This window comes from Pontibacter aydingkolensis (assembly GCF_019443125.1).
Classification (GTDB): Bacteria; Bacteroidota; Bacteroidia; order Cytophagales; family Hymenobacteraceae; genus Pontibacter; species Pontibacter aydingkolensis.
In genome coordinates, this window is record NZ_JAHYXK010000016.1 from 1 (window position 1) to 24,490 (window position 24,490).

Here is a 24,490-nt window from a genome sequence, read left to right on the forward strand (position 1 = left end):
AGAACAAGAAACAGGAGAATAGTCAGGAAAACGGCCTGCTTCTCCAAAAAAGAGCAAAACCACTACGATGCTATGAAGCTAATATTCTATTACCGAAATCATCATACATTGTAGACCACAACCCGTTTTTTTATAGTGGTTACCGAAAAACTCTCCTTTATCTAGTTTATTCATATCGGTTTATGCCTAACTATCAGCTAACAGGAAAACCTACTCCTATTAGCTGCACTATATGTGGAGTACAGTGCAGCTTTCTGAAATTTAAAAATCATTCAGAATTATGTAACCTCCCTCTCTAACATTTAACATACAATATATAATAAATTTGCCTTCAACAATAGCATCCACACTAAATTCTAATCCCATAACAAACCCACAAAAAGTATGGGTATCTTTTGTTTTCAAACCCTTACCCCTGCTTTCTCGTCTTTATCAGGAAAATAGTTTCATATAGAAATATCGTGTTACATGCCTAAAACTACACTTTTCCGCCGCATAGCCTATCCGCTACAGGAGTTTTTGCGCACCGAGGCCTTTAGCGGAATCCTGTTAATGGTAATTACCTTGGTGGCTTTGGCCTGGGCAAATTCTCCCTGGGGCGAAAGCTACATCGAAACCTGGAACACCGTGCTAACGCTGCAACTCGGTGAATTTGGGATTTCCAAAGCTGCCATACTCTGGATTAACGACGGCCTGATGGCGATCTTCTTCTTTGTGGTGGGCCTGGAGATCAAGCGCGAAACCATGGTGGGAGAACTATCCAACTTCAGGAGCGCCGCATTTCCTGTTATGGCTGCCATTGGCGGTATGGTGGTGCCAGCCGGTATTTTTGTACTGCTTAACCAGGGCCTGCCAAGTATTGATGGCTGGGGTATACCAATGGCTACCGATATAGCTTTTGCCATTGGCATACTTTCCTTGCTGGGCAAAAGGGTGCCGCTCTCGCTTAAGTTGTTCCTGGTGGCCTATGCCATCGTAGACGATATAGGTGCCGTACTGGTGATAGCCTTGTTTTATACTTCGGAGCTTAGCATTTTAAGCATTTTGATCGCGCTGCTGGTATTCGGCTTTCTACTTATACTTAATGGCCTAAAGGTTCGCAATATACTTATTTACTCTATATTCGGGCTGATCATGTGGGTAGCGTTTCTGAAGTCGGGTGTACATGCTACTGTTGCCGGTATATTGCTTGCCGTAACCATACCGGGCCGTTCTAAAATAACGGAAGGCGATTTTATCTCCAGCACCGACACTATTTTAGGAGAACTGCATGCCAGGCATACCGCCAAAATGCCCCCTGCAGAAACTTACGCAGAAGAAGACTTTCAGGCAGCTGTGCGCACCATCGAAAGCAATTGCGAAGAAGTAGGGGCTCCGATGTACCGGCTGGAGCACGCTCTACACCCATGGGTAGCCTTCGCCATAATGCCCATATTTGCCCTAGCCAATGCAGGTATCGTAATCAACTCAGAACTTACAGATGGATTCTCTAACCCGCTTACATGGGGTATTATACTTGGCTTGGTAGTAGGTAAACCTGTCGGTATCGTAATTTTTGCGGTATTAGCTTCCGTTAGCCGTATTGCCCGTAAACCAACCGCATATACATGGACGCAACTGATCGGGGTTTCTTTTGTAGGCGGCGTTGGTTTTACAATGGCCATTTTTATAGCTAACCTGGCATACGCCGGTTCAGAGTTTCTGCCACAATCCAAGCTGGCAATTCTGTGTGCTTCATTAATTGCCGGTTTATTTGGCTACTTTATACTTCGTTTCGGAGGTAAGAAAGTACCAGATGAAAATGTATAGCTGCTGCATCAAACAGGACGCCCTATAAATATTTGCATCCAAACAAAAACTGGCTAGTATTCAGATTTAACAAAACAAGCAGTGCCGAAACAATCAAAAATGTGTTTCGGCACTGCCCGTAAAATTAATGATAGAGATGCTATAAAATCAGGTAAAGGTTCATCAGGACAGAAGTGCCTCCAGAAAGCCCACTTCCTGCGTCTCCATTTTAAATACCATTAACGGAATATCCATGTCGTGGCGAAGTATCTTTTCGGTTACGCTTCCCAGCACAAAGTGAGCCGCTGCTGTCATGCCTTTTGCACCGATCACAAGCATATCTGTTCTGACGCGCTTTGCCTCCATCACCACTAACTCCCCTATATCGTCTTCATCTTCCTGTCTTACCAACAGCAGTTCTGCCCTGTCGCGCAGCTCCGGGAATTTGCTTAGCAGCCTGTCATATTTATCCTGCGCAAAACCTCTCATTCGTTCATCAAAGGCTTCATAGGTCATGCCCAGGGTGCGATAGCCGGTAGGTACCTGGTAAATATGCAGGCAGTATACTTTTGTGTTAGGCCTGTTCATTGCAGAGTCCAGCACTTTTGTCAGGGCCATTTCGCTGTATTCAGAAAAGTCTACACTAACTAAAACACGGTTAAGATGCGGATCTGCTGTTTCAGGTACAAACAACACACCGGTTTTGCCGGTTCTTAATAGCTTTTGTGCCAGTACACCGCTACCACGCAGGCGCAGTTTGCGCCCAACCAGCATCAGGTCTATATTCTTGATCTTAGCCCAATGTAAGAGCGTTTTAAGCGGAGAGCCTTCCTCTACCAGTATTTCTACTGCTGTGTTACTTCCACTAAAAGCAGGCTCTACCTTAGAGGCGATCATTTGTCTTAGGTTTTCGTCTACAGGCAACTGCTTGTCCTGAAAATCCCTTAATATCTCCTGTGGTATGTCCAGGGTCTTTTCTACATGAATGAAGTATACTTTCTCTATCTGCAGCTCAGCGCATATAAAAGCTGCGTAAGAGATAAGTGTGCCATCCATGGGTGTTAGGTCAAGGCCTACCATTATTCGTTTGAGCGTGTTCATGGTACTGTGGTTGTGGTGATAAATTTTAAGGGCCGGATGCCTGCAGAACATTGTTCTTGCAACCTATTACCCATAACGGTGTACTATTGTTTAACTACGTACGATACTCCCCGAATATATATACAAAAATGATATTTTAATGTTAGTTGTCTTAGTTCTATGCCTGTTATTTGCCTTTTTTGCGCCGAGATTATACAGGCTGCTGGGCAGGTATGTGGCTATACCGATGGCGATATTACCTTTTGGCATATTCGTGTACCTGCTTTCATTTTTTCCGGAAGTACTACGTGGCAGTTATATAATTCAGCTCTACAAATGGGTGCCGGCGCTTGGCATTAATTTACAATTCAGGCTGGATGGGTTAAGCTTGCTTTTTGGCTTGCTTATCACCTTTTTTGGTGGCCTGATTATGGTATATGCTGCCGGATACTTAAAAGATAATCCGCTGCTGGGCCGCTTTTATCTATACCTTACGCTTTTTATGGCTGCCATGCTGGGCATGGTAACGTCCGATAACCTGTTCTGCCTTTTTCTTTTCTGGGAGATCACAAGTATAACCTCCTACCTGCTGATAGGTTTTGATAACAAGAACGTAAAGGCAAGGAGCTCGGCGTGGCAGGCGCTTCTTGTAACAGGTATGGGCGGACTGGCCCTGATGGCCTCCTTTATTCTGATTAACCTGGCAACCGGCAGTTATACTTTTACTGAGCTGCTGGCTCAGAATACAAGTTTCTCAGGGCATTCATACTTTGCACCTGCACTTATACTTTTATTCCTGGGCTGTTTTACCAAATCGGCGCAATTCCCTTTTCATTTCTGGTTGCCTAATGCCATGGCTGCTCCAACACCGGTAAGTGCCTATCTGCATTCTGCCACCATGGTAAAGGCAGGCATATACCTGCTGGCACGCATGTCGCCGGTTTTTGCAGGTGCCGATGCGTGGGGTTATACTTTGGTGGTGATAGGTGGTTGTACAGCGCTGCTGGGTGCTTTTCTGGCTTTGCAGCACACCGATATGAAAGCTATTCTGGCTTACACAACCATAAGTGCCCTCGGGCAGATGGTGATGATGCTTGGCCTGGGCACCACTGTTGCACTGAAGGCAATGCTTGTTTTTTTGCTGGCTCATGCGCTTTATAAAGGTACCATGTTTCTTGCCGCCGGCGCTGTAGACCACTGCACAGGTACCCGCGATATCACCAGGCTAAATGGCCTAGCCCGCCTGATGCCAGTTACGGCTCTTGCCGCTACCCTGGCGGCCCTGTCGATGGCAGGTTTAATGCCCTTTTTTGGTTTTATAGGTAAGGAATTGCTCTACGAAGCGGCACTAAGCAGCAAGATCTATGTATGGCTGGTTTTCGGGCTGACTTTTCTGACAGGTATTGTGTACGTGGCTGTGGCGGTAGTTTTGAGTTTCGGCATTTTCTGGAATAAGGTTAAACACCCTACTAAACTGGAGCACGCCCCTGGTTACATGCTGTATTTGCCTCCGTTTATCCTGGGCTTTTTAGGGGTAGCTTTTGGCCTGGCGCCTAAGATTGCTGTAACACCTATCCTGGAGCGTGCAGTGCAAAGTATAAGCCGCGGAGAACTTGTAGAACTTGAGTTGGCGCTATGGCACGGTTTCACAAAGGAACTGGGCCTGAGTGTACTGACTATCATTCTCGGTTTGCTGCTTTATAAAGCTCTTAAATTTGTGCAAAGCAGGTATGCCATACTTAACCCTGTTTATAATCTAGGGCCTGAAAGGCTCTACCATAAGGCATTTGACGGGTTCCTGGTATTTGCCAAAAAGCTGACCATGGTACTACAGAATGGCAACTTAAGGCGCTACATTATTTACCTGATTTTGTTTTTTTCTGCACTGATGTTCTATGTGCTCTGGCATGATACCCCGCATATACTTTTCGCATCGCGTGTTGTAATCATTCAGGAGTTGCCTTTTCATGATGTGGTCATATTTGTGCTCGTATCGTCTGCTTTATTTTATTTGTTAGGCACACGATCCAGACTTACCTCTATTGTGGTAATGGGCTTGGTAGGTTATTCTGCTGCCCTGATATACATTATGTTTGGAGCCCCGGATGTAGCAGCCACTCAGTTCCTTATTGAAACACTGACCGTGGTGATCTTTGTGCTGCTTCTACACAAGCTTCCTGCGTTTATATACTTGTCGCATCAGTTTAAAAAGTATAACTACATCGCCATCTCCATACTTTTTGGCACTGTAATGACGTATACCATGCTGGTGGTGCAGGACCACACTATAGAATCGGAGCTGAAAACTTATTACGGCCAGACAAGTTTGTTAGAGGCGCACGGGCGTAACATTGTAAACGTTATACTAGTAGATTTCAGGGCGCTGGATACCCTGGGAGAAATTACAGTGTTGGCTGTGGCAGCGCTGGGAGTTTTTGCCCTTTTAAGGATGCAGCCAGAGAAAGGAGAAAAGCCATGAGAACGCTGATTTTTGCTACCGCTATACGCATTCTTACCCCCGTGTTCCTGGTTTTTTCAATCTACATTTTATTACGGGGGCATAACCACCCTGGTGGCGGCTTTATAGGGGGGTTAATTGGTTCTATAGCGTTTGTATTTCATACGTTGGCACATGGTACCAAACAAACAAACAAATCATACTTTAACCTTACGTTTTATAAGTTTGATAAAAAGCCTGATCATGGGAAATTTCGCCATGCATTGCGCCTGCTCCGGAAGAATATTGTCCGTAACAAGAATGAAAAGCCTGTATTTATCTGGAATTACTATCTGCTTCGCTTAAGGCCCACCTACCTGATGGCAACAGGGCTACTGGTTGCCGTATTTAGCGGTTCTGTCGGGTTGTTTACAGGGAAACCTTTTATGGCAGCTTACTGGCTAAACGCAAAAATTCCCTTGATCGGCTCTTTAGGAACCCCCCTATTGTTTGATACAGGGGTGTATCTGCTGGTGCTGGGCATGGTGCTTAAGATGGTTTTTACAATGTCAAAAGATTAAGCCCTATGGAAATACTGCTCCCTGTCTTAACCGGTATACTTTTTTCAGTAAGTATATACTTTATACTTCACCGGCATTTGTTCAAACTCATACTGGGGCTTATACTTTTCGGATTGGCCACCAACTTGTTCTTATTTGTGGTGGGTGGTATGAAACGGGGTGGTATTGCCATTATTGCACAGGGAAACGAGGTGCCTGTAGAGCCGTATTCTGACCCGGTACCGCAGGCGCTTCTGCTTACGGCTATAGTAATCGGCTTTGGTATACAGGCCTTTGCCATCGTACTGATCAGGCGTGTGTACCAAACGTTCAGGTCGAACAATATGGATAATCTTAACAACAACGAAAAAATCTGACCCGGCTCTTTTACATGTCAGCTAACTACCTGCTCATAACTCCTTTAATGCTACCCTTGCTGGGTGCCATTACCTGCGTGTTTTTGTGGCGGCATGTAAACTTGCAGACAATAGTAGTGGCTTGTGTACAGCTTATATTTATCGGTATAACCGGCTTAATGCTACGGCAGGTGTTAACAGAAGGTATACAGGTAACGCACATTGGGGGCTGGCCTGCACCCTACGGCATTGCACTCGTAGCCGATATACTTACAGCTTTGCTGCTGTTAACTACAAGTATAGCGGGGCTGGCAGTTTTCATGTTCTCGCATATAGCACTGGATAAATCGCGCAAGCGGTTTGGTTATTTTCCGCTGTTCCTGCTGCTGCAAATGGGGGTTAGCGGCGTGTGCCTTACCGGAGATATTTTTAACTTATATGTTTGGTTTGAGGTACTGCTTATCTGCTGCTTTGCCCTGATCGCGCTAGGGAGTAAAAAATCGCAGTTGGAGGGTGCTCTTAAGTATGTTACCATAAACTTTATTGCCTCGGGCCTCCTGCTGACGGGTATAGGAGTTATGTATGCCCTATATGGTGCCCTGAATATGGCAGAACTGGCACAAATAGTCAGGTCTTCGCATGCAAACGTTAAATTACTTGCCTTGCCCGGTGTTTTCTTCCTGACAGGGTTTGGCATAAAGGCTGCCATTTTCCCGCTGTTTTTCTGGCTGCCTGCCTCCTATCATGCACCGCCTATCGGTATATCTGCTTTTATAGCCGGCATCATCTCCAAGATCGGCATTTATACTTTACTGCGTTTATACAGCCTTATATTTTCTGTTGAGATTAACTCAGCACAGCCTTTATTGCTTATACTTTCGGGGCTAACAATGGCCATTGGTGTGATAGGCGCAGCAGCGCAAATGGATTTCAGGAAGATCTTGTCGTTTCACATCATTAGTCAGATCGGATATATGCTGATGGGGCTTGCTATTTATACACCGCTTGCTATTGCAGGCAGTATCTTTTTTGTGATCCATAACATGCTTGTCAAAACTAACCTGTTTCTGGTAAGCGGAGTGGTGGCGCACAGGTACCGTTCTTTTTCGTTGGTTAGACTAGGTGGGGTTTATCTTATGCATCCAACGTTGTCTTTTCTTTTTCTGATCTCGGCCCTTTCTCTTGCGGGTTTGCCTCCCTTGTCTGGCTTTTGGGGTAAGTTAATGCTGGCGAAGGGCGGTCTGGAGGCTGGTAACTATATTCTGGTGGGCACCTCGCTTGGTGTAAGTTTGATTACACTACTCTCTATGACTAAAATCTGGAACGAAGTATTCTGGAAACCCAGGCCTAAGCGCATAAAGAACTCAGTGCGTGAAACAATGAGTGCCTATACGTTATACTTTCCGGTGTTCTTCTTACTAGCTTTTATACTTGTACTAGGTTTTTTTGCTCAACCTGTTATCGAGCTTTCCCAAAGATCGGCAGATCAACTCTTACACAGCGAAACATACATTAAAGCCGTATTATATGACTGATATAATTAACATCGGGTTATGAAAACCTTTTACCTGCATTCTGCCATTGCCTTTGTATCTGCATACCTGATCACGCATCAGGATCCGCCTCCCCTGCCTTATAATGCCTTTTCAACGGCTTTCGTATTCCTGGTAATTTTCTGGATACTGTGGTCTACCAGCTGGTTTTATAACAAGCCATACTTCCGGAAGATGCCCAAGGCCCTGTTCTTTGCAGTTTTTTTTATAAAAGAGCTTTTGGTGGCAAACATCAAAATAGCCTACGACATACTTACGCCAAGGTATTATATGCGTCCTACGGTAATTGCACTACCCTTAAGTGTTAAAACAGACCTGGAAATTACCCTGCTTGCCTGTATGATTACCCTTACGCCAGGTACACTAAGCATAGACGTTAGTGAAAACCGGAAAATACTATATGTACATGCACTGTATGTAAAAAACAATGATGTTGAACTGTTGAAGCAGTACATTAAAAATGGTTTCGAAAGGCGCTTACTAGAGCTTACCACATGAGTTTGTTTCAGATTACACTTACTATAGCCATGGCTGTACTTAGCTTGTGCCTGCTGCTTACTGCCATCAGGTTTGCCATTGGGCCTACGCTGCCTGATAGGATCACTGCCTTCGACCTTATCGTGGCAAATGTGATTGGCATTATAGCGATTTACACAGAATTTACCGGTAACGAAGATTTTATTGATGTAGCCATCATACTTTCGGTTTTCGGCTTCCTGGGCTCTGTTACGTTCGCCTACTATATTATGAAGATAAATGTATAAACCATGGGAGTAATTGAGGTTGAACAGATCAAAGAGGTAGTAAGCTGTGTATTTATACTCGCTGGCGTTATTTTTATGCTTATTTCTACTATAGGGCTACTGCGCTTCCCCGATTTTTATATCAGGATGTCAGCCATAACAAAAGGGGCATCCCTGGGGGTTGGTTTGATACTGCTGGGCCTGGGCATATATTTTAACCAGCCTGATATCATGCTTAAGGTACTTGCCATTATTACATTTATTTTTATAACTGCACCCGTCGCAGCACATGTAATCAGCAGAACAGCTGTAAGAAACCACTCTCCGTTCTGGAATAAAACAAACCTGAAGGAATTTGAGGAGTATCAGGAAAAGTTACACCTCGATAAAATCAAAAACCACGACAGATACAGAGAAGAGCAAAAAACGGAGAAAAAACCTAGTGGTGCTGGTGATAACGTATAAATGGACGCACGGAAGTGGCGTAAGTGTCAAACGAGTCTACAGAATGAAGCGTATGGTCCGGATAAGTTAGGGCCGTTAAGCGGCCTCCGAATACACAACCTGTATCTATGTTGATAGTATTATTGCGCCATGATGGTTCATGCACCGGTGTGTGGCCATACACTACAATAGCTTTTCCGCAGTAATCGGCGGCCCAGTCGAGCCGGATTGGTAAGCCATGTTCATCCGTTTCTCCGGTTGTGGGCCCGTACAGGCATAAATCGCGTACGCCTCTGCTATTTCGTCCATGCAGTTCTTCTTCCAGTCCGGCATGCGCAACTACTAAACGTCCATTATCAAGTATAATGTGGTGGGGCAAACCAGCAAGAAATTTCTTAACCCGCTCTTTAAAGCTTTTCCTGTAGCCCTTTAGTTGCTCCACCGTCATTTCGAGCCCATGCCGTATGCGTACACTGCGGCCCAGTAATAGCCGCAGCAGTTTATCGTCGTGGTTGCCACTCACACAGTAAGCCAGCCCATCCTCTGCCATGTCCATTGCCAGTTGCAAAACCTCCGGCGAATTAGGTCCACGGTCAACCAGGTCGCCTACAAAAATTACAATGCTCTTATCAGGCCGTTGCACAAGGTAGCGTTTATTCTCATCGTCGTGGGTAACAGTATACTTAAGCTCCTGCAGTAGGGCTACCAGCTCTCCAAAGCACCCGTGCACATCCCCGATTATATGGAATGGGCCATGTAAATCGGGTAAGTTTAAAATGCTATGCTCTATTGCTGCTGGTTTAGCCATAAGTTTTGCTGTAATTAAATCAACAAATTTTGATACAGTTTAATCCATTAAACCGTCTATACTTTCAGAAGTATGTCAGGTACTGCCAGTTTTATAAACTTTTGGTTGAGGTTAACCTTTGTTCTGCTTAATTTGCAGGCTTCACTCAATTTTATCTTTCAGGCTAACCCTCTGAAATGCCTTACATCAAAAAAGTCAAAATTCCGCTCCTCTGGCTTCGCCGCCATACTTCCGACAGGGAATTTATGCTGATATCGAGTGTACTGGTTGGTTTAACTGCCGGGCTTGCTGCCGTTGTGCTTAAAACACTGGTGCACTACATACATTTATTACTTGCTTACGGCAACCGCCTTTTGGATCAGCCTTACTGGCTAGTGGTGTTTCCTCTTATCGGTATACTTCTAACAGTTTTCCTGGTAAAAGTGTTATTTAACGGTAAGATAGATCGCGGCACGGCCAACATACTTTTTAACATCTCTCAGAAGTCGAGTATGGTGGAGCGGCATAAAATGTACTCTCATGTGCTTACGAGTGGCATTACGGCCGGGTTTGGCGGATCAGCAGGTTTGGAGTCTCCTATTGTGGTTACCGGATCGGCCATAGGCTCTAACTTTGGGCGGGAATATCACCTTAACTACCGCGACAGAACCTTACTGCTGGCATCAGGCGCGGCGGCAGGCATTGCAGCTGTGTTTAATGCGCCAATAGCCGGTGTGCTTTTTGCCTTAGAGGTACTGCTGGTCGATATAAGTATAACCGCTTTTATTCCGCTCATTATCTCGGCAGTGGTTGGTGCGCTTTGCTCCAGACTTATACTTAACGAAGGTATACTTTTCTATTTGGGTCAGGAGGAGTTTTTTGAGGCTGGGCACCTGCTGTACTATGTCTTGCTGGGTTTACTGGCAGGTATGATATCGGTGTATTACTCCCGGATGGCGCTACGCGTTGAAGAGCTGTTTGAGGAGTATCAGGACAAAGTATACCGAAGGGCCATCATCGGCGGCATATTGCTTGGATTGCTGATCATGCTTTTCCCTCCGCTTTTCGGGGAAGGTTACGGAAGTATAACTTTACTGGAGAGCAACAACGCGGAGAAGCTGCTGCAGGATAGCTGGCTCTCCTTTTTTGGAACTAACGAGTGGCTTATACTTGGCTTTATAGGTGCATTGGCATTAGTTAAAGTTTTTGCCACTACTATTACCATTGCGTCTGGTGGTAACGGCGGTAACTTTGCTCCATCTATGTTTGTGGGGGCATGTACAGGTTACTTCTTTGCCAGGATGGTAAACATGTTACAGATAAGCAACCTGCCTATTAACAGCTTTTCGATGGTGGGCATGGCCGGTATACTTAGCGGTGTAATGCACGCTCCCTTAACGGCTGTTTTTCTTATCGCTGAGATTACCGGTGGCTATACCTTGATGATACCTTTGATGATCGTGGCTGCGAGTTCATTTGCCCTTGTAAAGTACTTCGAGCCTTACTCCTTAGACACTAAAAAACTTGCTCAAAAAGGGCAGCTACTTACCCATAACAAAGACAGAACCATACTTCGTATACTTCAGATTCGCCACCTGATCGAAACAGACTTCCAGGAAGTGGCACCGGAGGCTACGCTTGGCGAACTAGTGCAGGTAATTGCCCACTCCCGCCGTAACCTGTTTCCGGTAGTAAATGCCAGCCAGCAACTAGAGGGGATTATACTTTTAGAGAACGTACGTGAGATCATGTTTAAAACCGAGAAGTATAACTCTGTAATTGTAAAGGAACTGATGCAGAAACCTCCGGCCCTGGTGCAGCATGATGCCAGCATGGCCGATGTAATGAAGAAATTTGACGAGTCCGGTGCCTGGAACCTTCCTGTGGTGGAAGGCGATATTTACCTGGGCTTCGTATCCAAATCAAGTATATTTACAAAGTACAGGAAGTTGCTCATTAAAACCACAAACGTTTAAATTTAAACTTAAAGCGCTTATTGAAACTCTTTCTCTGCCATTTTTTCGAGGCCCATGCTAACCATTAAGCCACTTGCCAGGCAGTCTTTCCAGTAGGTTAATACAGATCGGTTTTTTTTGCGAGTTACCTTAATATCTGCAATTCTTGGACTACCTCCTTTTTTACCTGGGTTACTATCTTCTATTATAAACCAGTCTGCCGCTTTGGACAGTATTTTTTTTCCTAAACCCTGATCATCTCCTGATGATGCACCTGTAGAGAGCAATTCAATTTCGAGGTTATCATAAAGAGCACGCATGCTACCGGTGGCACGTTCCTGGTTTAGTGTGGCGTTAAAAGAAATGGATTGCACATAGCCTTTATCGATTTTAATGAAGTTTGTAGGAACCAGGATCGGGTTCAGCATTTGCGGTTGTCCCGAGGCTACACTGCCTTTTAAGGTATGATAGCCTTTTTTATCCAGCAATGGCAGATTAACGGTTGCCTCCATTTTGGTTTTGCCCATAATCAAAGCGCTTGCCCTTATTACAGCAGGGTTTTCACGGGATATTCTTTCAGGTTTGTTTGTTATGTTAGTGAGGCTGCCATTAAGCCCTGAAAAGTAAATGTACCCTGTTTCTGTGGCTTTCTCATCTAATACTTCAAAACGTGCAAATCCGCTTCTCAATCGTATGGTGTCGATCCTGAACTGCGCTTTTATACTTTGCGCAATATCGTGCGGCAAAGGTTTTATTCCTTTGTCTTTAAAGTGCTTCTTATCTTTAAATGCCGTGATGTCCGGACTTTGGATGAGAATATGATTTGCCTCCAGGTTGTTATACTTTGAGTGTGCTGAAAAATCTATACCATTTGCAGTTACATTGGGCACTGTAATCTTAATATAAGTAGCCGCCCTGCCCTTGGCTTTAGAAAGCGCTGCAGCGGAACCAAGCGTTGGAATCAACTGAAGATTTCTGGCTGAAAAATCTTTGCGGTTTGTACTTATATTTAATGAATCGGTCGTGATCTTAAAATACTCATCAGGAATATTGAAAGTGGCTTTTTTAGCATTAAGCTCAATGTTCTGTGAGTAGTAAGTTCTGTTATTATTCTGGAAAGAGGCGCTGTCTAATCTGTAATCAGTTACTGTCAGGTCAAACTCATTAAGGGTAAATATTTCTGTTTCTGATTTAGCTGCCTCCCGGAATCTTACATTAGCTCCTGTTACATTTAGTTGCCCAATATGCATGTTTAGCAGAAACCCTTTTGCTGTTTCGTGTAGCGGTTTGTGCGTTGCTGTTGTATCCTGTATCATGGCGGTCATCAACAAATATGGCTGCCGTACTTCCAATCTTTCCAGGTCAACGTTTTTACGGAAAAGCATTTTAAAGAAACTCAACCTGCTTATCGTAACCGCATCAGCCTTTAGGTTGAGCAGCATTCTGGATACCTCCTTGTTTTGTTGCTTTAGCTGTTTCCATCTTTCATAATCAGGTGTCAGTTTTAAGCTGTCAACAGATACAGATCCTATAAAAGGAGACGTTTCAAAGCCATACAAGTCCAACTCATATACCCCATCCGACTGTTGTTGCACCATTTTCTCCAGTTTGTGCTCCATCCATTGGGTAAATACATACTGCCCTATAAAAAGCAGCATTACGATGACAACTATAACCGAGCCGGCAATTAACCATTTCTTTGCTTTGTCTTTATGTTTGATTTTTCTCACAGTCTTATTTTGCATGTAATGCACTCATACGTGATTTTTGTACTATGTGTGCACATACTTTCTTAGCAGGCTTACGCAAAGTAGTGTTTGAATAAGTGATCAAAAGAACTAAATTACTGAACGAACGTTCAATCAAAGTATGGTTTCTACTATAATTAAGCGTGAACTAAGTAGACAATTGCTACTGGAAACTGGCTTGAAGCTTTTTTCTGAGAAAGGCTATGAGGCAACCTCCATCCGGGCAATAGCTAAAGAAGCTTGTATATCGCTTGGCCTGATGTACAATTACTTTACGAGTAAAGAAGACTTATTAAGAGAGATATTTCTAAGTGGCCAGTATGATATTGAGGCCTCCTTTGCAACAGAGCAAACTTCTGACTCAGGTATAACTGGTATTGAACAGCACATTCTCAACACAGTTGCATTATTAAAAGAGAAAAGGGAGTTTTGGCGACTACTGCATAGCCTACGCATGCAAAGCACAATTTACCAGGAAATGAAAAGCCCCATTGACAAACAAATTGCTTATATACAAAAGATGATCGAAAGAAATTTATTGGAGATCGGATTTAAAAATCCCAGCCAAGAGGCACTTCTCTTGTTTGCTAGCCTGGACGGAATAGCCAGCCATTTCCTGATGGACAAAACTTACCCGATTGATAAGATGGCTAATTACCTGATCCAGAAGTATAAAAACAGCAGCAATTATGAATAAGGTAATTTAAAAAACTATGAAATCACCAAAATGGCTCGACCGCATATTATATCCATTTGCCCACAATACAGTAGATCTGCCTGCCGGGCAAATGCATTACGTTGACGAGGGTGAAGGCGAGCCTGTCGTTTTTGTTCATGGCACCCCTACCTGGTCGTTCGTTTGGCGGCAACAAATTAAATCTCTAAGCAGAACAAACCGATGCATTGCTCCTGACCATTTGGGTTTCGGGCTTTCAGAGAAGCCTGCGGGTTTTGCCTATACTCCCGAGGCGCATGCTGATAACCTGGAAAGGCTGATTGAGCACCTGCAATTAAAAAACATTACGTTGGTAGTACACGACTTCGGCGGACCTATTGGGTTACGTTACGCTATTAAATATACTGAAAACGTTAAACGTTTAGTGATACTTAACACCTGGATGTGGAGCCTGGAAGAAGAGAGCAAGATCATGAGGATCAGCAAGTTTATGGCCGGAGCAATTGGGCGCTTTTTATACTTACAAATGGGGTTTTCAGCAAAAGTACTTCTGCCACAAGGCTATCACGAAAGCAAGCACCTTACAAAAGATATTAAGCAACATTACCAGAAACCGCTCTCCACTCCCGCCAGCAGAAAAGGTACCTGGCAATTTGCAAAAGCCCTGCACAAATCCAATCCATATTTTGCAGAGTTGTGGCGGCAACAAGACAAACTGCGAAGTATAAACAAGCTTATACTTTGGGGTGAAAAAGACAAGTTGCTCCCGTTACACTTTTTAGATAAATGGCAACAAGCCTTTCCGGAAACAAAAACAATAAAGTATAAAGCCGGACATTTTTTACAGGAAGAACGTGGAGGTGAAGTAGCAGATGCTATTAAACAATTTGTCTTAACCACAAATAAATAGGGGTTATCTTGATTAAACAGATTTGGTTTACCATAAAATCATAGTTAATCCCCATTAATCTGCGGTTAAGACACTATTTCTTGTGCCGTTCCTCTAAAACAGCTACTACATCTTTTAACTCTAACCCTGAAGCAGCCAGTAAAACCAGCAGGTGGTAAAGCAGATCAGCTGCTTCGCCTTTCATAGTATCCAGTTTGCCAGCTACTGCATCAATAACTGTTTCTACGGCCTCCTCTCCTACTTTCTGGGCTATTTTATTGATGCCTTTATCGAAAAGAAAATTAGTATAAGATCCTTCAGCAGGATTAACCTTACGCTCCTGGATAACCTGCTCTAGTTGCGCTATGAACTGAATAGCCTGAATGCGTTTTGCCGTATCTTCTTCGCCAAAGCAGCTGGTGCTTCCGGTGTGGCAGGTTGGTCCGTTAGGCTTAACTTTTATGAGCAAAGAGTCTGCATCGCAGTCTTTGGCTATACTTAACACTTCTAACGTATTACCTGATGTTTCGCCTTTGGTCCAGAGGCGGTTCTTGGAGCGGGAAAAGAATGTTACCAGTCCCGACTGTTTTGTTTTCTCCAGCGCCTCCTGGTTCATGTAGCCCAGCATCAGCACCTGGCCTGTTGTGTTATCCTGTATCACTGCAGGAATCAGCCCACCGGTTTTGTCAAAATCAAGCATTAGTTAGAAAGTTAGAAAGTTAGAAAGTTAGAGAGTTTAAACTTTTCTCTAATTCAACCCTGGAGCGAGAATCCATCCCGTGCCGTTTGTGCGTGCGAGTCTCCAGACTCGCTTAAATTTATTTATATAGTGAGTCTGGAGACTCATCCACTCTCTTAGTCCCCGGAATGATTCCGGCGCCAGAATAAACCATTATAAATTATATCCTCACAGCAATTCCCTGCTGTTTCAGGTATCTTTTTAGCTCCGGCACCCCAAGTTCGCGGAAGTGGAAAAGGCTCGCAGCAAGCGCAGCATCGGCATTGGCTTTTAAGAATGCATCAGAAAAGTGCTCCATACTTCCGGCACCGCCAGATGCGATTACGGGAACAGAAACAGCGTTGGCAACGGCACCTGTAATATTCAGCGCGAAGCCTGCCTTGGTACCATCGTTGTTCATACTTGTGAGCAGGATCTCGCCGGCACCTAAGTCCACGACCTGCTTTGCCCATTCTACTGTTTGGTACTCCGTTTCTATAGTTCCGGCACGGGTGTATACTTTCCAGCCTGTTGCTTCTGTATACTTGGTGTCTATGGCTACTGTAACGCACTGGCTGCCGAAGTGCCTGGCCAGTTCCTCCACTAGTTGCGGGTTTTTGATGGCCGAGGAGTTAATAGAAACCTTATCTGCACCATTCTGCAGCAGCACCTCTACATCAGCCACGGAGCCAATTCCGCCACCCACTGTAAACGGAATATCAATATGCCGGGCAATGTCGCGCACAAGTTGGGCAAAGGTTTTACGGCCCTCATTGGTAGCTGTAATATCCAGGAACACCAATTCGTCGGCTCCCTGTTGGGCATACCATTTGGCTAGTTCCACCGGATCTCCGGCATCGCGTATGTTCTCGAACTGCACTCCTTTTACGGTGCGTCCGTCCTTAATATCAAGGCAAGGTATAATGCGTTTAGTTAGCATATAAATCGCTCTAAATTTTTTAAACTGATGGTGCCTTCATAGATTGCTTTACCGATAATAGCACCCTTTACTCCAATCTCCTGCAATTCTTCCAGGTCTGATACCGTTGTAACACCACCGCTGGCAATTATTCCGGCTTCTGGTAAAGTAAGCTTCAGATGACGATAGGTATTGATGGATGGGCCCTGCAGCTTGCCGTCTTTGCTAACGTCGGTGCATATAAACAACCTGGCTCCGGTTTTAACATAACCAGAGATAAAGTCCTGCAACGGATACTTGCTTTCTTCGGTCCAGGCAGAGATTGCGATATTGGTACCTTTAAAATCAGCACCGATTATAATCTTGTCTGCGCCATACTTCAGCAACCAACTTTTAACTGTATCCGGTTCGCGCACGGCTATACTTCCGGCAGTTATCTGGGCGGCCCCGGCATCAAAAGCTTGTTTGATAGCTTCCTCAGACTGAATGCCTCCACCAAAATCTATGGTCAGGTTGGTATTAGCCGCTATACTTTCCAGCACCGCAAGGTTCACAGGTTTCTTTGCTCTGGCTCCATCCAGGTCTACCAGGTGCAGGCGCTTTATGCCGTGGCTTTCGAAACGCTTGGCTACCTCCAGTGGGTTGCTATCGTAAGTGGTCTGCTGTGCAAAGTCGCCTTCCGTCAGACGCACACACTGACCGCCGATTATGTCTATTGCAGGAATGATCTCCATCATAGGGCTAAAAAGTTATTGAGTATCTGTGAACCGGCTGCACCACTTTTTTCAGGGTGAAACTGCGCGGCGTAAAAGTTTTTATACTGTAGAGCTGCCGAAAAGGGCTCCGGATAATTTGACTGGGCAATAGTATACTCGCTTAGCGGCACGTAGTAGCTGTGCACATAGTATACATACTCCTTCTCGTTAATACCTTCAAACAGCGGAGACTGCAAATTCTCCAGCTGATTCCAGCCCATGTGCGGTACTTTCAGATCGGTTTCGAAGTGCTGTACCGGCAGAGGAATGATATTCAGTAGGTCGGTGTCACCTTCTTCGGAGTGCGTGCACAAAAGCTGCATGCCCAGGCAAACACCAAAGAAAGGTTGCTCCAACGTTGGCAACAGCTTATCCAGGTTACGCGCTTTCAGTTGTGCCATAGCCGAGGCTGCCTGTCCTACTCCCGGAAAAATTACTTTGTCAGCCGCCTTAATAGTTTCAGCATCTGAGCTAAGTGTAGCCTGCACGCCCAGTCGTTCTAGCGCAAACTGCACCGACTGCACATTTCCGGCTTTATAATCAACTATAACTAAGTTCATACTTTTGAATTATGAATTACGAGTTATGACCGGTGATTAAGGGGATTAAAACTGATTAAATAGATTACTGAAATACTAACAATCTATCTTAATCCCCTTAATCGCCGGTCCTGATAACAAAAAAGCCTGACTCATTTCGGAGTCAGGCTTTTGAATATGTATAGTTTATACTATTGGCAAATCCATAGGCAGGCGGCTCCGAAACTGTTGCTTCGTACATGATGATGGTGCTTATGAGCCATTGTGCCTTTCATTAGTGCAAATATAGTGCATCAGAAGTATAAATCAACTATAAAATTTAGAAACTCTCTCGTAATTCATAGGCTTTGCGCATGCGGCTGATCATCGTTTCTGATTCCCAGAAGTTAACCGTCTGCTGTGCATCAGAGAAAGCCTTCTCCGGTGTCTGGTGCGTTTCGTAGATCACACCATCAGCTCCGGCCATTACCGCCGCCAACGACATTTGCTCTACATAATCACGCAAACCTATACCATGCGACGGATCTACAATAACAGGCAAATGCGTTTTCTCTTTAAGCACTGGTACTGCGTTTAAATCAAGCACGTTGCGATAAGCGCCTTCATAAGAGCGAATGCCACGCTCACAAAGCATTATCTTTTCGTTTCCATGCGAGAAAATGTACTCTGCTGCCTGCAGCAATTCTTCCAGGGTGCCCGATATACCACGTTTCAGCAATACAGGTTTTTGCGACTCGCCTAGTGAATCGAGCAGGTTAAAGTTCTGGCTGTTACGAGCACCTACCTGGAATACATCCACATAGTCTATCATTTCCTCAATCTGAGATACCTGCATCACTTCTGTGATCACCTTGATATCGTTCTCGCGGCAAATGCGGTGAAACATCTTTAGTCCATCCATGCCCATACCCCTAAAGGCATAAGGAGAGCTGCGCGGCTTAAACACGCCACCACGCATGATGCGTACGTTATTCTCCTTCAGGTGCGCCACCACGCTTTCTATCTGCGCTTCACTTTCGATAGAGCACGGACCTGCCATAATGCTGAAACTGCCCTCGCCTATCACTACACCATCACCCAGATCAATACGCGTTGGCTCTACGCGCCACTTACGTGAGATGAGTTTATACTCTTCCGATACCCTATGAATATCTGCCACACCAGGCAACTGACCTATATAGCGTATGTCAAAATCTTTTTTCCCGATGGCTACCAGGTAATGCGCCTCCTGCGTTATTACTTCGTTGGCTTTATAACCTATTTCCGAAACCTGCTTCAGGATATTCTCCTTCAGGTCTGCCGGAATGCCTTGCTGCAATTGTATGATCATGTTAGTTTTTGATGCTTTGAATGAATGTTGAGATGTTTTGCTCCAGGCTTCCCTCCTGCTGCAACGCTTTTACAAAGGCACTACCGATAATGGCTCCGCTGGCATGGTTGCAGGCAGCGCTAAACGTTTCTTTATCGTGAATACCGAAACCGATCACTCCCGGATTCTGCAGCTGCATACCAGCCACCCGCTGAAAATAAGCCTGGCTTTGTTCTGCTAGCCCTATTGTTTTGCCAGTAGTGGATGCTGAGGATACCATGTATATAAAGCCATTGGTATGGCTATCTATCTCGCGGATGCGGGCCTCCGGTGTTTGCGGTGTTATCAGGAAAACTTTGCTCAGGTTATACTTTTCGAACAGTTCCTTAAACTCATCTATGTATACCTGCAAAGGCATATCCGGAAGTATAATGCCGTCAATACCTATCTCGCTGGCTTTCTGGCAAAAACGCTCAACGCCATATTGCATTACCGGGTTTAAGTAGCCCATCAGCACCAGCGGTATCTGCGTTTTCTGGCGGATATCATGCAGTTGTTCAAACAGTTTCGGAATGGTCATGCCGTTTTGCAGGGCAACGGTGCTACTGGCCTGTATGGTTGGTCCATCGGCCAGCGGATCAGAGAAAGGCATGCCTACCTCAATCAGGTCTACGCCGTTTTTCTCCAGCTCAAGTATGATTGTTTCTGTATCATCCAGGTTCGGGAAACCAGCTGTAAAGTATACCGACAGCAGTCCCTTCTGATTCTGCGCAAAGAGGCTCTTGATTCTATTGTTCATCGAAATGGAAGTGCTTTAGGTAAGTAGAAAGGTCTTTGTCGCCGCGGCCTGATAAGTTGACGATAACAGTCTCGTTGGGCTTAGCCCCCAGTCGTTTAAGTACAGCCAGGGCATGGGCGGTTTCCAGCGCAGGGATTATACCCTCCAATCTGGTAAGTTCCAGCACTGCCTGTAGTGCCTCCTCGTCAGTAGCATTCTCGAAACGGGCACGCTTGCTCTCAAACAGGTGCGCGTGCAACGGACCAACACCCGGGTAATCCAAACCAGCTGATATGGAGTATGGCTCTGTTACCTGCCCGTCTTCTGTCTGCATTAATAAAGTACGGCTGCCGTGTATGATGCCATCTCTACCAAGTATGGATGTTGCCGCAGACTCACCGGAATCAATTCCTTTGCCTGCAGCCTCAACGGCTACAAGTTTCACTTCCGGCTCATCTAAAAAATGGTAAAAAGCACCGGCCGCATTGCTGCCACCGCCTACACAGGCCACAACATAATTCGGCAATTCCGTTCCTTCCTTCTCTAGTAACTGCGCGCGCATCTCCTCCGAAATCACCGCCTGAAAACGTGCCACCATATCCGGGTACGGGTGCGGACCAACCACAGAACCAATAATGTAATAGGTGTTTTCCGGGTTGTTGATCCAGTCACGGATGGCTTCGTTGGTGGCATCTTTCAACGTTTTGCTGCCACTAGTTGCCGGCACTACCTTTGCGCCGAGCATTTTCATGCGTGCTACATTAGGTGCCTGGCGTTCTATGTCTACTTCACCCATGTAAACGATACACTCCAATCCCATCAAGGCACAAACCGTAGCTGTAGCCACACCATGTTGCCCTGCACCTGTTTCGGCGATAATGCGTTTCTTGCCCAGGCGCTTTGCCAGCAGCACTTGTCCGATGGTGTTGTTGATCTTATGTGCACCGGTATGGTTCAGGTCTTCGCGCTTGAGGTATACTTTGGTCTTATACTTTTCGGAAAGGCGCGGCGCAAAGTATAAAGGCGTAGGCCGGCCTACATAATCTTTCAGCAGCAACTGAAGCTCTTCCTGAAAGTCCGGCTCCTGCATAATGCGCAGGTAATTCTGGCGCAGCTCCTCCACATTGGGGTACAGCATTTCAGGAACGTAAGCCCCACCAAACTTGCCGTAAAATCCTTTTTCGTTAACGTGATAGCTCATTTATATTTCTTGTTTTGTCATTTCGACCTTCGGGAGAAATCTGGAATATTTCAAAGTTCTTAAATGATTCAGATCTCTCATTACATTCGAGATGACAGTTAATTATCTTTCTTTAAGCAGCTTAAACAGTTCCTTCAGTTCCTCTACTTTCTTCAACCCTGGCTCCTGCTCGAATCCGCTGTTTACATCAATAGCAAAAGGCTTAGGCCTGACTTTATTAAGCTGCCTTATGTTTTCGAGATTGATGCCACCACTCAGGAAGTATGGCTTTGGAGAGAGGTAGTCTTTTAGCAATTCCCAGTCAAACGGAAAGCCATTACCGCCGTACTCCTGCCCTCGGGTATCAAAAAGAAAGTAGTCAGCGCAGGACTCATATAGCAATGTGTTTTCGAACACAAACTTATCATCTACCGAAAACACTTTGATTATTTCCACTCCCAGTTGCTTTACTTCGGCACATTGCCTTGGCGTTTCCCGGCCATGTAACTGCACAGCATTCAGTTTATACTTTTTAACCGTAGCTGTTATATTTTCGGTTGAGGCATTAACAAACACACCTGTCTTTTTTATACTTGAAGGTAAATCAGCCAATAACTCAGGTGTTATATTACCTTCGGCAAAACGCTTAGAGCCTTCGTAGAAGATGAAGCCCATGTAGTCTGGCTGCAATGCTGCCACCTGCCGGATGTTCTCCGGATTCCGCATGCCGCATACTTTGATTTTCATGCTTTTTAGTTTTTAACTAAAGTGCCTTCCTGTTTCTCGAGGAGCTGCTTATATTCTTTAATAAAGTTAGCTGCAGCACGCTCCGGACGGCTGTTGTACATAAAGCTTTCTCCGATAAGAAAGCCGTTAAAGCCAGCTTCACGCAGTTCAAGCAATGTTTTTGGGTTGCTGATGCCGCTCTCTGATACTTTCGTGATGCCATTCGGGATATACTTCGCCATCTCAAAAGAGGTGTTAATGTCCGTCACAAAGTCTTTTAGGTTACGGTTGTTTACGCCAACCACGTTTATGTCTTCGCTTAGTGCAGCATCCAGTTCTTCTTTGTCACGCACTTCCAGCAATACTTCCAAACCAAACGAGCGGGCAAATGTTGCCAGGTTCTTTAAGCGAGCAGGCTCCAGGGCAGCGGCTATCAGCAATATGGCATCAGCCCCGATAGACTTCGCTTCCACGATCTGGTACTCATCCACGGTGAAATCTTTACGCAGAATCGGGCAGTAGTTATACTTTCGGGCAATGGTTAAATCTTCGTTTTTGCCACCAAAGTATGGCCCATCAGTTAAAACAGAAAGCGCAGATGCGCCTGCTTGCATGTATCCAATAGAAGTCCGCTCTACCGACACATAGGGGTTGATATCGCCACGAGACGGTGATTTACGTTTGATCTCTGCGATGATACCGCTTTTGTCAGGGCGCAGCAGGTAACGCTCCAAAGAGATGCAAGGCGTTTCGAAGTATAAACTCTTCTCCAGCAACTTTACAGGGTACAGCTCTTTGCGCTCTGCTACTTCTTTATACTTATTGGCGATAATTTGATCGAGTATGTTCATGTTATTCAGATTTGAAAAATTAAAGATGTAGTGATCTGGAATTTCTTACACCACCACCAGTTTTTGATCGTTTATAAGCTTGTTGAATAAAGTGTAAGCCTTACCAGATTCAAGCGTTTCTTTGGCTATACTTACTGCCTCTTTAAGTTCCAGCTCCGGACGGGCACATTGCAGGGCCATAGCAGCGTTGGCTGCAACAACAGCTGTCTGTGCATGGGTGCCCTCTCCTTTTAGAACTGTTGTAAAAATCTCCGCGGCTGAGGCTATACTTCCGCCGCCTTTTATCTGCTCCTGCTGCAATTGCGGTAAACCAAGTGCCTGCTCATCCAAAAGTGCTTCCTGGTTGTCGGAGATCACTTTAAAAGGACTCGTAAGGGAGATTTCGTCGTAGCCATCCAGGGTATGAAGTATGGTATAGCGGGTATCTGTTTGCTGGTAAAGGTAACCGTACATACGGGCCAGTTCCAGGCTAAACACTCCTACTAACTGCCTTTTCGGGAAAGCCGGATTTACCATCGGGCCAAGCATGTTAAAGAAGGTCTTCACGCCAAGCTCTTTACGGATTGGGCCTACACTTTTCATAGCCGGGTGGAACAACGGCGCGTGCAGGAAACAGATATTATACTTTTCTATACTTCGCTCCAGGGCACCTGTATCGGTCGTAAACTTAATACCCAGCGCCTCCAGCACGTTAGATGAGCCGCACGATGAGGATACGCCATAGTTACCGTGCTTTGCCACCGCCACACCATTAGCTGCTACTACAAGAGAAGATAGCGTAGAGATGTTAAAGGTATCCTTGCCATCGCCGCCTGTACCGCAAAGGTCAATCGGGTTATAAGCATCCAGGTCTACGCGGTGGCAAAGGTCCAGCAAGGCATCCCGGAAACCTTCCAGTTCCTGCACGGTTATGCTGCGCATCATAAAAACTGTTAAAAAGCTGGAGATCTGGCTCTGGTTATACTTGCCGCCTGCAATGTTCACCAGCACTTCTCTGGCCTGCTCCTTTGTAAGCGTTTTATGTTCGAATAAATGGTTTAGTATTTCTTTCATTGTTAGTTCTTGACAAATGATTTTTTGACAAAAGACAAAGGACTCAATTCTTCTTTTGTCCATTGTCACAAAGTCTCATATCTAACTATTTAACCAGTTTCTTATCATATCCTTGCCATATTCTGTCAGCACAGACTCCGGGTGAAACTGTACGCCACGTACGTTATGCTGTTTGTGACGCATGGCCATGATGTTTCCTCGCTCATCTACAGCGGTTGGTATCAAGCACTCCGGCAACTCCTTTTCTACCAGCCATGAGTGGTAACGGCCTGTTGCAAATTGCTGTGGAAGGCCCTTGAAAAGCGGCTCTTCACCACAAACCACCTGCACAGGCGTTGCCACCCCGTGCCATACTTCATTGCTGTTAAACAGTTTACCTCCGTATACTTCACCTATTGCCTGATGTCCGAGGCAAACTCCGAACATATCTTTTGTTGGGCCATACGTGCGGATGGTCTCTTTCAACAAACCAGCCTCATCAGGAATTCCAGGCCCCGGTGATAACATGATCTTATCAAACGTACCCACCTCTTCCAATGTGGTTTTATCGTTTCTGCGGACAGTTACGGTTGCTCCTAGTTCCTGCAGCAAGTGCACCAGGTTGTAGGTAAATGAGTCGTAATTGTCTATTACCAGTATGTTCATG

At 45.2% G+C, this 24,490-nt stretch carries 25 protein-coding genes and 1 pseudogene; 12 read left to right on the plus strand and 14 right to left on the minus strand.

The window, feature by feature from the left end:
* Positions 1-114, plus strand: a pseudogene (locus K0O23_RS20570) (IS1 family transposase); the annotation flags it as partial.
* Positions 115-468: 354 nt separating this feature from the next.
* The gene (gene nhaA / locus K0O23_RS15745) at positions 469-1,809 is read left to right on the plus strand and encodes a Na+/H+ antiporter NhaA (protein WP_219878408.1); all 1,341 of its coding nucleotides are present in this window, start codon (positions 469-471) and stop codon (positions 1,807-1,809) included.
* Between the two features lie 162 nt (positions 1,810-1,971).
* Here the strand turns inward: nhaA and K0O23_RS15750 are convergent, their stop codons facing one another.
* Positions 1,972-2,889, minus strand: a complete 918-nt coding sequence (locus K0O23_RS15750) for a universal stress protein (RefSeq protein ID WP_219878409.1) — start codon at positions 2,887-2,889, stop codon at positions 1,972-1,974.
* Between the two features lie 226 nt (positions 2,890-3,115).
* Here K0O23_RS15750 and mbhE point away from each other — a divergent pair, with 226 nt between their 5' ends.
* From mbhE to mnhG, 7 genes are read left to right on the plus strand one after another with little or no spacing between them, the layout of a single operon-like run.
* Positions 3,116-5,347 (plus strand): hydrogen gas-evolving membrane-bound hydrogenase subunit E, encoded by a 2,232-nt coding sequence (gene mbhE / locus K0O23_RS15755; RefSeq protein ID WP_246597155.1) that lies wholly within the window; start codon positions 3,116-3,118, stop codon positions 5,345-5,347.
* Positions 5,344-5,886: an MnhB domain-containing protein gene (locus K0O23_RS15760; RefSeq protein ID WP_219878411.1), complete on the plus strand. Its 543-nt coding sequence runs from the start codon at positions 5,344-5,346 to the stop codon at positions 5,884-5,886. Before mbhE ends, K0O23_RS15760 begins: the two co-directional genes overlap by 4 nt.
* Positions 5,887-5,891: 5 nt before the next feature.
* Positions 5,892-6,242, plus strand: coding sequence for an NADH-quinone oxidoreductase subunit K (locus K0O23_RS15765; RefSeq protein ID WP_219878412.1), 351 nt, complete (start codon positions 5,892-5,894; stop codon positions 6,240-6,242).
* A 14-nt stretch (positions 6,243-6,256) separates the two neighbouring features.
* A complete protein-coding gene (locus K0O23_RS15770) occupies positions 6,257-7,756 on the plus strand; it encodes a proton-conducting transporter transmembrane domain-containing protein (protein ID WP_219878413.1) in 1,500 nt (499 codons plus the stop codon).
* 18 nt (positions 7,757-7,774) lie between these two features.
* On the plus strand, positions 7,775-8,272 hold the full coding sequence (locus K0O23_RS15775) for a Na+/H+ antiporter subunit E (RefSeq protein WP_219878414.1): 498 nt from the start codon (positions 7,775-7,777) through the stop codon (positions 8,270-8,272).
* Positions 8,269-8,538, plus strand: a complete 270-nt coding sequence (locus K0O23_RS15780) for a monovalent cation/H+ antiporter complex subunit F (RefSeq protein ID WP_219878415.1) — start codon at positions 8,269-8,271, stop codon at positions 8,536-8,538. The genes K0O23_RS15775 and K0O23_RS15780 overlap by 4 nt, the downstream gene beginning before the upstream one ends.
* Before the next feature lie 3 nt (positions 8,539-8,541).
* The gene (gene mnhG, locus K0O23_RS15785; protein ID WP_219878416.1) at positions 8,542-8,982 is read left to right on the plus strand and encodes a monovalent cation/H(+) antiporter subunit G; all 441 of its coding nucleotides are present in this window, start codon (positions 8,542-8,544) and stop codon (positions 8,980-8,982) included.
* Here mnhG and K0O23_RS15790 read toward each other — a convergent pair.
* On the minus strand, positions 8,957-9,769 hold the full coding sequence (locus tag K0O23_RS15790) for a metallophosphoesterase (RefSeq protein WP_219878417.1): 813 nt from the start codon (positions 9,767-9,769) through the stop codon (positions 8,957-8,959). The two genes, mnhG and K0O23_RS15790, sit on opposite strands and share 26 nt — an antisense overlap.
* 176 nt (positions 9,770-9,945) lie before the next feature.
* On the opposite strand from K0O23_RS15790, the gene K0O23_RS15795 reads away from it, so the two are divergent.
* Complete coding sequence (locus K0O23_RS15795; RefSeq protein WP_219878418.1) at positions 9,946-11,724, plus strand: chloride channel protein; 1,779 nt, start codon at positions 9,946-9,948, stop codon at positions 11,722-11,724.
* 17 nt (positions 11,725-11,741) lie between these two features.
* On the opposite strand, the gene K0O23_RS15800 is transcribed toward K0O23_RS15795, so the two are convergent.
* Positions 11,742-13,433, minus strand: coding sequence for an AsmA family protein (locus tag K0O23_RS15800; RefSeq protein WP_219878419.1), 1,692 nt, complete (start codon positions 13,431-13,433; stop codon positions 11,742-11,744).
* Positions 13,434-13,572: 139 nt separating this feature from the next.
* On the opposite strand from K0O23_RS15800, the gene K0O23_RS15805 reads away from it, so the two are divergent.
* Both K0O23_RS15805 and K0O23_RS15810 read left to right on the plus strand, forming a co-directional pair.
* On the plus strand, positions 13,573-14,148 hold the full coding sequence (locus tag K0O23_RS15805; protein ID WP_219878420.1) for a TetR/AcrR family transcriptional regulator: 576 nt from the start codon (positions 13,573-13,575) through the stop codon (positions 14,146-14,148).
* A 16-nt stretch (positions 14,149-14,164) separates the two neighbouring features.
* Positions 14,165-15,037 carry an alpha/beta fold hydrolase gene (locus tag K0O23_RS15810; protein ID WP_219878421.1) on the plus strand — a complete coding sequence of 291 codons (873 nt, stop codon included), beginning with the start codon at positions 14,165-14,167 and terminating at the stop codon, positions 15,035-15,037.
* A 73-nt stretch (positions 15,038-15,110) separates the two neighbouring features.
* Here the strand turns inward: K0O23_RS15810 and hisIE are convergent, their stop codons facing one another.
* The 11 genes from hisIE to K0O23_RS15865 form a co-directional block, all read right to left on the minus strand.
* Positions 15,111-15,716: a bifunctional phosphoribosyl-AMP cyclohydrolase/phosphoribosyl-ATP diphosphatase HisIE gene (gene hisIE, locus K0O23_RS15815; protein ID WP_219878422.1), complete on the minus strand. Its 606-nt coding sequence runs from the start codon at positions 15,714-15,716 to the stop codon at positions 15,111-15,113.
* A 199-nt stretch (positions 15,717-15,915) separates the two neighbouring features.
* On the minus strand, positions 15,916-16,674 hold the full coding sequence (hisF, locus tag K0O23_RS15820) for an imidazole glycerol phosphate synthase subunit HisF (protein WP_219878423.1): 759 nt from the start codon (positions 16,672-16,674) through the stop codon (positions 15,916-15,918).
* Positions 16,668-17,390, minus strand: a complete 723-nt coding sequence (gene hisA, locus K0O23_RS15825) for a 1-(5-phosphoribosyl)-5-[(5-phosphoribosylamino)methylideneamino]imidazole-4-carboxamide isomerase (protein WP_219878424.1) — start codon at positions 17,388-17,390, stop codon at positions 16,668-16,670. Before hisA ends, hisF begins: the two co-directional genes overlap by 7 nt.
* Entirely contained in the window at positions 17,387-17,968 is a 582-nt protein-coding gene (gene hisH / locus K0O23_RS15830) for an imidazole glycerol phosphate synthase subunit HisH (RefSeq protein ID WP_219878425.1), read from the minus strand. The genes hisA and hisH overlap by 4 nt, the downstream gene beginning before the upstream one ends.
* Before the next feature lie 298 nt (positions 17,969-18,266).
* Positions 18,267-19,277, minus strand: coding sequence for a bifunctional 3-deoxy-7-phosphoheptulonate synthase/chorismate mutase (locus tag K0O23_RS15835; protein ID WP_219878426.1), 1,011 nt, complete (start codon positions 19,275-19,277; stop codon positions 18,267-18,269).
* Between the two features lies 1 nt (position 19,278).
* On the minus strand, positions 19,279-20,055 hold the full coding sequence (gene trpA, locus K0O23_RS15840; protein ID WP_219878427.1) for a tryptophan synthase subunit alpha: 777 nt from the start codon (positions 20,053-20,055) through the stop codon (positions 19,279-19,281).
* Complete coding sequence (gene trpB / locus K0O23_RS15845; RefSeq protein ID WP_219878428.1) at positions 20,045-21,235, minus strand: tryptophan synthase subunit beta; 1,191 nt, start codon at positions 21,233-21,235, stop codon at positions 20,045-20,047. The genes trpA and trpB overlap by 11 nt, the downstream gene beginning before the upstream one ends.
* Before the next feature lie 102 nt (positions 21,236-21,337).
* The gene (locus K0O23_RS15850; protein WP_219878429.1) at positions 21,338-21,961 is read right to left on the minus strand and encodes a phosphoribosylanthranilate isomerase; all 624 of its coding nucleotides are present in this window, start codon (positions 21,959-21,961) and stop codon (positions 21,338-21,340) included.
* Positions 21,962-21,966: 5 nt separating this feature from the next.
* Positions 21,967-22,791: an indole-3-glycerol phosphate synthase TrpC gene (trpC, locus tag K0O23_RS15855; RefSeq protein ID WP_219878430.1), complete on the minus strand. Its 825-nt coding sequence runs from the start codon at positions 22,789-22,791 to the stop codon at positions 21,967-21,969.
* Between the two features lie 45 nt (positions 22,792-22,836).
* Positions 22,837-23,844, minus strand: a complete 1,008-nt coding sequence (gene trpD, locus K0O23_RS15860; protein ID WP_219878431.1) for an anthranilate phosphoribosyltransferase — start codon at positions 23,842-23,844, stop codon at positions 22,837-22,839.
* An 81-nt stretch (positions 23,845-23,925) separates the two neighbouring features.
* A complete protein-coding gene (locus K0O23_RS15865; protein WP_219878432.1) occupies positions 23,926-24,489 on the minus strand; it encodes an anthranilate synthase component II in 564 nt (187 codons plus the stop codon).
* Between the last annotated feature and the right edge of the window lies 1 nt (position 24,490).